Origin of the sequence: Protofrankia sp. Cj5 (assembly GCF_917627405.1) — a bacterium.
GTDB lineage: Bacteria > Actinomycetota > Actinomycetes > Frankiales > Frankiaceae > Protofrankia.
This window is the reverse complement of the sequence record NZ_CAKJTO010000174.1, coordinates 1-6,618: the sequence shown is the minus strand read 5'-3', so window position 1 is coordinate 6,618 and position 6,618 is coordinate 1. Positions and strand designations below refer to the sequence as shown.

Sequence of the window (6,618 nt, the reverse complement as noted above, 5' to 3'; positions counted from 1 at the left end):
GGCGCGACCGGTAACGCGCCCGGTGAGCTACAAGGTGGTCTTCACGGCCACGGCACGGCGAGACCTCCAGCACATCCCACCGCGCATCGTGCCAGCGATCATCGAGTTCGTCTTCGGCGACCTCGCGGTCGCGCCGCAGCGGGTCGGCAAACCTCTCGAACGGGAACTGGCAGGCACCTTCAGTGCCCGTCGCGGACCGTACCGGGTGCTGTACGTGGTCGACGAGGAAGCGAAGCTCGTGACGCTTCTGCGGATCGCTCACCGAGCCGATGTCTACCGCCCCGGCGGTAGGTAGAAGGAGGTCTGGCCCCGGCTGGGCACCGCGAGTTCGACGACGCTTCGATAGCCACCGTCATCGCGTGCAGCCCCAGCCTGAAGCTGCACGCGATGACAAGCCGGCCGGTTCGAGAACCGCTGGTCGCGCCCGCAACCTTCTGCGTGCCGTCTTGCCGGGGGCACGCAAGAACGATCTTTGTAGCGCTGCTTGTGCTGGTCAAACAGGGTGAGCAATATCGGAACCAACATTGGGTCGCTCGGGTCCAAAGCGCGCGGCGGGAGCACCGCTGCCGATCGTCGCGTCCCAGATGGGGCGGTCGGCCTTCCTTTGGCCTGTGCCGTGCCAGGGCCGGCGAATCAGCGCGGACGTGCTACCGTGCGCAAATAGATCACCTTATAAAATATCGCCCCCGACGGGCCGCGGAGCCGCGCTGACGGGGCATTCCTGGTCAAGCTGATGAGGGGGCGATGTGCCTGGCACAAGGCGCTCGGGGGATGGTGCCCCCAGCGGGACCACGGACGCGGAGACCGGCGCGGCCGGCCACTGCGACTTCTTCCTTACCCATGCCCGCGCCGATGCCGAATGGGCGAAATGGATCGCCTGGCAACTCGAGGAGCACGTACGTTTCGACGGTCGGAAGGCGCAGGTTTTTCTCGAAGCCTGGGATATCGTGCCCGGATCGGATCTGGTAGCCAACATCAGCCGCATGCTCGACCGCTCCGACCGGGTCGTGCCCATCCTCTCGCCACACTATTTCGCCGATCCCGGCGATCATGTGTGGCCGGCGGCCTGGACGGGCGACCAGGACCGGCTTCGGCGCATCGTGCCGGTGCGGGTCGAGGCCTGCGTACCTACCGGCCTGCTCCGGACGATCCATTACATCGACCTGGTCGGCATGGACGCCGAGGCGGCCGCAGCGGCCCTGCGCACCAGGATGTCCGACGCCATCAAGGGTCGACTGACATGCCGACGCCGACGGTCAGAACGGCCTGCCGCCTCGCGTCTGCCGCGCTGCTGGCCTGTCTCGTCTACGCGCTGGGAGTCAGCGGTTGTTCGTCGCGGGAATCCGGCGACGACGGCGTCGGGCCGATCACCTTCTCCGGGATCGCCGACCTCACCTACGGCCACCAGGTCACCAACGCCGTCGGCCGCTGGAACCGGGAACACCCGAACCAGCACGTCCGATACATCGAGCAGACCGACTCCGCCGACGAGCAGCGCGCCCAGCTCATCGCGACCGCGCAGGGCTCGCACGAGTGTTATGACGTGCATTCGCTCGATGTGGTGTGGACGGCGGAGTTCGCCCGCGGCCACCTTGTCGTACCGCTGGATGCGCACGAGTCGCGCGCGTACGGGATCAGAAAGGATCTCTTCGTCCCCGCGGCGTGGGCGAGCGGGCGTTACCGCAACCAGCAGTGGGCCGTGCCGTTCCTCGTCAACACCCCGCTGCTGCTCTACCGCAAGGACATTCTCGACGCGGAGCGGCTGCTCCCGCCCACCAGCCTGAACGAGATGATCTCGCAGATCAAGTTGATCAACAAGCGGCGCGCCACCGCCGGCCAGCCGCCGGTCGGCGGCTTCGGCGGTCAGTTCGCCCGCTACGAGGGCCTCACCGTAAACGCCCTGGAAATCATCCGCAGCCTCGGCGGCGACCTCGCCGCGGGCCCCGACACGCCGCTCTCCGAACCCGACGACATCGGCGCGGCCCTGCGCCTGCTCGCGGCCGGCACCGAGGCCGGCACCGAGGCCGGCGGCTGGCTGCCGCAGGAAACGCTGACCGATCGCGAGCAGGGCAGCCGAGACGCCTTCACCCAGGGCCAGCTGCTATTCCTGCGCAACTGGCCCTATGCCTACAAACTGGTCACGGCCGCGGGCTCACCGCTCGCCGGAAAGGTGGGTGTGGTGCCGCTGCCCTGGAGCGGCGTCCTCGGCGGCCACAACCTCGCCGTGTCGACCTGCTCCCGGCACCGCGCCACCGCCTGGTCGTTCATCAGCTACATGACGACCAACCGCGACATCCAGTCGGCCATGTTCCGCGACGGCGGCTACCCGGCCGCTCTGCTCGCCGTCTACAGCGACCACGAGGACGAGTTCGGCCGAGCGGTCGTCAGCAGCCTGAAGGGCGCCGGCACCCGTCCGATCAGCCCGTACTACGCTGCCGTGAGCGGAACCATCCAGGATGCCGTCCACAGCGTGCTGACCCACGAGCGCACCCCCGCCGAGGCCGTCGCCTTCCTCCAGCAGCAGCTGCCCGATGCCCTCCATGGCGGATAGCCGGTCGCGCCCCTGCTTGCGAATGATGGATGCCGCGGACGGCCGGGCCGGGTAACGGATTCGAGGCGTGCGGGAGTCAGCGGTCGGCTGGGAGGCCGAAGAGCTGGGTCCAGTAGACGCCGTAGCTGCCGCCGCGGGCACAGCCGACCCCGATCTGGGTGAAGTCCCCGGTAAGGATGTTCTTCCGGTGCCCGGGGCTGTTCATCCAGCCGGCCATCACCTCGGCCGGGCCCGGCTGTCCCGCGGCGACGTTCTCACCCAGCATGCGGTAGCGATAGCCGGCCGCGGCGGCGCGGTCGGACATCGTCCGCCCGTCCAGGCTGACGTGGTCCATATAGCTGTTGGCCGCCATGTCCTCGCTGTGCCGCTGCGCGGCCAGGGCCAGGCGGGGCTCGGACGCCAGCGGTCCAGCGCCGGTCCTGGCGCGCTCGGCGTTCACCAGCACGACCACCTCCGCCAGCGGGCCGGCCAGCGGCGCGGTGTCGTCGTCCACCTGGACGCCGAAATCACGGACAAGCCCGGCAAGACCGTCAGAGTAGCCCTGGCCAAGCGCACGGATCCTCCAGGCGCCGCCGCGCCGGTAGATCTCGGCGAGGAGAAACACGGTCTCAGCGCGCGGCCGGGGCGGTGTGAAGCGCACCAGCGTGGAGCCTTCACCACCGCGGATATCCAGCACCGGCACTGGCAGCTGCCCGAGCGACAGCGCGCTGTCGGCGGGGCTCACGACCACCACCACCCGGCTCGCCCCTGGCCGCAACCGGCCCGGATCGATGGTCACGCTGTCACCGTTCACCGTGGCGCCAGGCGCGGACGGCTGGTTATAGAAGACGAAGTCCTGATCCGCCGCGACCTTCCCGTCGTCACCGGTGATGAGAAGCGAGAGGTCGAAGGGGCCGGGCACACGGACCGACAGGACGCCACCGGGTAACGGCCGGTTGGCACCGGCAACCAGCTCGATCATGACAGCTCCCGAACACGTTGCCGGCCTGTGTTGTGTGCTGCCGGTAGGCGGCATCGCCACGGCGCGGATAGGCTAGGTCACGGAAAGGACGTAAAGTCACATTTTGGCCCCGCTACCAGATGTTATTGTGCCCGGCATGGCCGAGCCGGCGTCCCCCTCACTGGGATCTTCTTCCTCCTCCAATACTCCCACCGCGCTCGACGGGGCAACGTCACAAACCTCGCGCCCAGAGCCGCCACCCACTCCACCGATGCCGGTGGCCAGCACCTCGATCAAACGATCGATCAAGCTGTTCCAGGCCTGCCGCCGCGAGCAGGTCGATCCCGCGGGCTTCTACTCGCTGCTCGCCGCGGACTCGGTGCACCAGCTCAGCCAGTTCACCTCGCTGGCGGGGTCGGTCGTGCTGGACGTCGGCGGCGGCCCCGGCTATTTCCGTGCCGCGTTCGGACGAGCCGGCGCCCAGTACTTCTGGGTTGAACCGGATATCTCGGAGATGAGCGCGGGAGGGATCGTGGAACCGGGACGGGTGCTTGGCAGCGCCCTGGACATGCCGTTCGCCACCGCCTCGGTGGACATCTGCTATTCCTCAAACGTTCTTGAGCACGTCCCCGACCCGTGGCGGATGTGTGCCGAAATGGTGCGGGTGACCCGCCCCGGCGGCGTGATCTTCCTGAGTTTCACCAACTGGCTGTCACCGTGGGGCGGCCACGAAACCTCACCATGGCATTATCTGGGCGGCCACCGGGCGGCGCTGCGATACGAGCGCCGCAGCGGTGTCGCGCCCAAGAACCTCTACGGCACCAGCCTGTTCCCGGTGTCGGTCGCCGACGCCCTGGCCTGGGCACGCGGCCGAACCGACATCCAGATCCTCGAGGCCATGCCGAGGTACCTGCCTACCTGGACAAAACCAGTCCTGCGGGTTCGGGGCCTGCGGGAGGTCGTCACCTGGAACCTCGCGATGGTCTTCCGCAAACGTTGACAAAAAGCTGTCATCGCATGCATCCCGACATACGATCCGGCCGCGTCGACGACATTGTTCCCGACGGTGTCGTCGACGCGGCCATCGTCACCAGGATTATCGAAAGCTCGATCTCACACACGCTCTCAGACCAGCCGTAACTGGTGGCCCTGGTTCGCCCGTTGCGGGCGGGTACCCGCCGGGCCCGAACGGCGCTGGAGCAGTGGCTCACCAAGAACGTCCAGAAATGGTGACGGCCGTGTCTCGACGACCGCCCCACCCCGGCCGCGGCGAGCCGCCTGGGTGAGCACGAGCCGCCCCTTGGCCCGGGTCATGCCGACGAACAACAGCCGGCGTTCCTCGGCGTCCTCGCCGCCCTCTCCAGCGCTGGGACCCGCCGCGTTGACAGCTACTGGCGAGGAGGCACCCGCCCAGCTCAACGGCAACAAACCAGCCTCGCAGCCAATAATGATCACAAGGCCGAACTCCAGGCCCTTGGATGCGTGCAACGTCAGCAACGAGATCCGATCCGCACGCGGATCAAGAGTGTCGACCTCCGCGCCGAGCGCGATCTCGGACCGGAACCGCTCCAGATCATCCCCGCACTCGGTGGCGAGAGAGGTCAGGATGTCAAGCGCGTAGCGGATCTCGATCTCGCCAAGAACCGGCTGGCCGGAGGCTGGCAGGCCGGTGGTGACGGCCGGCGCGGGAGAAGCGTCGATCATCTCTTGTGCGGCGGCACGCAGCCTCGCGAGGACGGACCGCCGCTCCGCGGAGCCGCCCTCGCGCTCGTCGATGAGCTCCAGCAGACGCCCGACGCCCGCGGCGTCGGCAAACCGGTTGTGGGAGCGCCGCTGGAAGGGAAAACCGTGGCGGTCCAGCGCGTCCATCACCGGCCGGGCCTGGCGAGCCGTGCGGTAGAGCACCGCGATGTCGGCGAAGGAGAACCTGTCCTCGCCGGTCCCGTCCACACCGAGGTCGAGCGCGTGAAAGGAGGTGCCGCCCAGCGCCTGTTCGATGGTGCTCACGACGACCGCGGCCTCCTCGGCCTCGTTCGAGGCTCGATGCAACAGCGGCCGCGGGCTTTCTGGGTGGGTGCCGACCGCCGCGAGCGTCCGGCCGGGAACGAGCGTCGCCGGTTCGATCAGGCGGACGGCGGCATCCACGATGGCCGGCGTGGAACGGTAGTTACGGGTGAGCGAAACCATCTGGGCGTCGGGAAAGTCCTCTCGAAAACGCAGGAAGAATCCCACATCGGCGCCGCGGAAGGAGTAGATGGCCTGGTCCGGGTCGCCGATCGCGCACAGGTTCGCGGCAGGCCGGTCAACCGCCGCACCAGCTGGTCCCGTACCGGCGGAACGACCTGTCAGCATCGTCAGTAGCACGTACTGCAGCTCGTCGACATCCTGGTACTCGTCGACCCAGACATGCCGCCAGCGCGCCTGGTAGGAGGCGGCCAGGTCCGGCCGCGCCCGCATGGCGACCACCGGCAGCCCGACCAGGTCGTCGAGGTCCACCAGGCCACGCGCGCGCAGTGCCTCGTCGTACCGCCGGGCCGGGCCCGCCAGCTCATGGCCCGCCAGCTCATGGCCGCTCGGCGGAGCACCGAGCGCGCACGCCCGGCGGAACCCGGCCAGCTCGCGCCGGACCCGTTCCAGGCTGCGCACGCCCGTGACCGTCCCGGCCAGCGCCTCCCGCAGGATGTGGGTGCACGTCGCGTCGTCGGCGATACGGACGTCCGCGCCGAGGCCGAACAGCTCGTGGCAGTCCTGGACGATCCGCAGGCCCAGGCCGTGGAAGGTGGTGGCGAGGATGCGGGGCGCCGCCTCGCCGGCGAGCGCGTCGAGCCGCTCCCGCAGCTCGGTCGCGGCCCGCCGGGTGAAGGTCACCGCCAGGCACTGTTCGGCGGGCACGCCCTGCTCCCGGACCCGGTGCGCAATCGAGTGGACCAGGGTCCGGGTCTTGCCGGTGCCGGGTCCAGCAATGATCAATAATGGTCCCCGGATGACCGCGGCCGCCGCGCGTTGTTCGGCATCGAGACCGGCCAGGATCGACGATCCGGCCGGGCCGGCGCTCGCCCCCACGCCGGTCGGGGCGGGGGCCGCCGGAGCCGCGGCTGTGGCCGCGCTCGTGGCCGCGGTCTTGGGC

General features: G+C 69.1%; 5 protein-coding genes and 1 pseudogene. 4 read left to right on the top strand and 2 right to left on the bottom strand.

The features are described from left to right. The first annotated feature begins 22 nt into the window (after positions 1-22). The 3 genes and pseudogenes from MJ777_RS21845 (at position 23) to MJ777_RS21840 (ending at position 2,551) form a co-directional block, all read left to right on the top strand. Entirely contained in the window at positions 23-295 is a 273-nt protein-coding gene (locus MJ777_RS21845) for a type II toxin-antitoxin system RelE/ParE family toxin (protein WP_239377650.1), read from the top strand. Positions 296-746: 451 nt separating this feature from the next. Beyond that, a pseudogene (locus MJ777_RS23325) lies at positions 747-1,181 on the top strand (toll/interleukin-1 receptor domain-containing protein); the annotation flags it as partial. Between the two features lie 59 nt (positions 1,182-1,240). Continuing rightward, positions 1,241-2,551 carry an extracellular solute-binding protein gene (locus tag MJ777_RS21840; RefSeq protein ID WP_239377649.1) on the top strand — a complete coding sequence of 437 codons (1,311 nt, stop codon included), beginning with the start codon at positions 1,241-1,243 and terminating at the stop codon, positions 2,549-2,551. Between the two features lie 76 nt (positions 2,552-2,627). On the opposite strand, the gene MJ777_RS21835 is transcribed toward MJ777_RS21840, so the two are convergent. Beyond that, a complete protein-coding gene (locus MJ777_RS21835; RefSeq protein WP_239377648.1) occupies positions 2,628-3,512 on the bottom strand; it encodes a CAP domain-containing protein in 885 nt (294 codons plus the stop codon). 250 nt (positions 3,513-3,762) lie between these two features. Here MJ777_RS21835 and MJ777_RS21830 point away from each other — a divergent pair, with 250 nt between their 5' ends. After that, complete coding sequence (locus tag MJ777_RS21830) at positions 3,763-4,491, top strand: class I SAM-dependent methyltransferase (RefSeq protein ID WP_239308650.1); 729 nt, start codon at positions 3,763-3,765, stop codon at positions 4,489-4,491. A 125-nt stretch (positions 4,492-4,616) separates the two neighbouring features. On the opposite strand, the gene MJ777_RS21825 is transcribed toward MJ777_RS21830, so the two are convergent. Further along, on the bottom strand, positions 4,617-6,618 hold a 2,002-nt coding region (locus tag MJ777_RS21825; protein ID WP_239377647.1), incomplete at its 5' end, for an ATP-dependent helicase.

What these genes read in the sequence shown, in the direction of transcription:
- MJ777_RS21830 (WP_239308650.1), top strand. Translation starts at nt 3,763, where the DNA reads ATGCCGGTGGCCAGCACCTCGATCAAACGATCGATCAAGCTGTTCCAG.
- MJ777_RS21835 (WP_239377648.1), bottom strand. Translation starts at nt 3,512, where the DNA reads ATGATCGAGCTGGTTGCCGGTGCCAACCGGCCGTTACCCGGTGGCGTC.
- MJ777_RS21840 (WP_239377649.1), top strand. Translation starts at nt 1,241, where the DNA reads ATGCCGACGCCGACGGTCAGAACGGCCTGCCGCCTCGCGTCTGCCGCG.